Source organism: Gemmatimonadales bacterium (assembly GCA_030697825.1).
In the GTDB taxonomy this organism is placed as follows: Bacteria; Gemmatimonadota; Gemmatimonadetes; order Gemmatimonadales; family JACORV01; genus JACORV01.
This window is the reverse complement of record JAUYOW010000107.1, coordinates 1-1975: the sequence shown is the minus strand read 5'-3', so window position 1 is coordinate 1975 and position 1975 is coordinate 1. Positions and strand designations below refer to the sequence as shown.

General features: G+C 69.0%; 2 protein-coding genes. Both read left to right on the top strand.

All coding sequences use genetic code 11. The features are described 5' to 3' along the window. The coding region (locus tag Q8Q85_05745; protein MDP3773754.1) for a hypothetical protein at positions 1-244 on the top strand (244 nt) is incomplete at its 5' end. A 274-nt stretch (positions 245-518) separates the two neighbouring features. After that, the gene (locus Q8Q85_05740; GenBank protein MDP3773753.1) at positions 519-1910 is read left to right on the top strand and encodes an NAD(P)/FAD-dependent oxidoreductase; all 1392 of its coding nucleotides are present in this window, start codon (positions 519-521) and stop codon (positions 1908-1910) included. Positions 1911-1975: the final 65 nt, after the last annotated feature.

Sequence of the window (1975 nt, the reverse complement as noted above, 5' to 3'; positions counted from 1 at the left end):
TGCGGAGCTGGGGATCGGGTTGGGCGAGTATCTGCGGGGTACGCTGGGGCCCGCGCTCGTGCCAGGGTTGCTCGCGGGCGCGGTCGCCACGATCGCGGGGCTGCGGGTCGTGAGGGGGCCGAGCGTCGTGGCGGCGATGGTGGCGGTGGCCGTGGTGTTCGTGGTGGCGTTCTGGATGGTGGGCCTGGACGCGGAGGAGCGGCGCGCGGCACTGAAGCTGGTGAGCGCCGAGTCGCGGACCTGAGGCCGAACGGTGGGCCGGAGCAATACCGGATAGTGACTAGCGGGATGCGGGCCGCGGCTGCAAGGTTGTCCGGGCGGGGCGCGGTGCATAACAGCGCATGTTTCGCAGCATGAGACCGACTGGCGAGGACTGCGCGGATGGGCACTCAATGCTCCGCACCGGCCGTTTGAGCGCCTGACCCGCGCTTGGAGAAACCAACGATGGCAGAACGCAAGACGTTAACCACTGAATCCAGGGCACCTGTCGCGGATGACCCGCTGATGGTGAGAGGAGCATGCGGCGGCGCGCCTACGACGTCCTGATCGCCGGTGCTCGATGCGCGGGCTCCACGCTGGCCACGTTTCTCGCGCGCGCCGGAGCCCGCGTCCTTCTCTTCGACAAGGATGCGTTGCCGAGCGACTACGTCCTGTCTACCCACGGCATCAGCCCCCCAGGTATCGACGTGCTCGACGAGGTGGGGGTCGGGCCGGCGGTTCGTGCGGTGACGCCGCCGGCACGCATCATCCGAATGAACGCAGACGGTGCGATGATCGACATCGAGCTTCCCGACGGTCGAGCCGAGTACTGCCCCCGGCGCGAGCGCCTCGACGCACTGCTTCAGCAGGCAGCGGTCGGCGCGGGCGCCGAGCTGCGGGACCGGACCCGGGTGGTCTCCCTGGTGCGGGAGGATGGTCGCGTCATCGGCGTGCGGGCCGTGAGCGGCGGGCGAGAAACGGTCGTAACCGCGGACCTCGTCGTGGGAGCCGACGGCCGTCACTCCACCGTCGCAGGGTTGGTCGAGGCCCAGGAGTACCTCGGCTACGACGCTCGGCGGGCGGGTTACTGGGCCTACTGGGATGCGCCCAGCTTCTGGAAGACCGATCCCGCGTATCGCTGCGACATGTACTTCAGTCATCTCGCCGGCGAGACGGGCGTGATCTTCCCGACCGACCACGATCAGCTGCTGATCGGCAGCTGGCCGCCCGCGGATCGCGCCGCTGCCTGGCGCGCCGACCCCGATGGCGCGCTGCAGGCTACCCTCGCTTCCGAACCACTGATCGGTCCGCTCATTCGGGATGCGCGTCCGGTCGGCAAGGTTCGCGGCACGGTGAAGGAGCGGTTCTTCTTCCGAACCGGCGTCGGCGCCGGTTGGGCATTGGTAGGCGACGCGGGACACCACAAGGACTTCGTGATCGGAGACGGCATCACCGAGGCACTCCTTCAGGCGCGGAGCCTGGCCAAGGCGGTGATCGCGGGGAGCGATGCCGCGCTCTACCGCTGGTGGCGCGCTCGGGATGTTGCTGCCCTTCCGTGGTACTTCGTCGGGCACGAGGTCGGGGCTCCCGGGCCTTTGCCGGAACTCCATCGCCTCTTGTTCTCACAACTGGATACACTCCCTGCCCTGAAGGCCCGACTGATCGAGACGATCGACCGCCGGCGATCACCTCTGGAGCTCATCCCCGCGCTCCAGCTCCTGTGGTGGGCGCTAGTCTCTGCTCTTCGCGGGCGGCCGCAGATCACCGCTGAGCTGCTGGCGGCGGCGGGGCGCGCCGCGGCGACATACCGCGAGTTGCGCACCAGACGGAAGCTGCTGGCCGAGGCGGAAACGAAATACCGTGCGGAGGCCGGCTTGGCGGAGCGCGGGCTCGATTCAGGCCATGGAGCCAGTCAGCGGGCTACGCCTTGAAGTCAGGCGGCGCGACGACGCCCTGCGCTGCCGGCGCGCTTCCTCCCCTTCTTCCCCTTCTTCAC

Excerpts from the sequence above, each read along its gene's own strand:
- Q8Q85_05740 (MDP3773753.1), top strand. The coding sequence starts at position 519 with ATGCGGCGGCGCGCCTACGACGTCCTGATCGCCGGTGCTCGATGCGCG.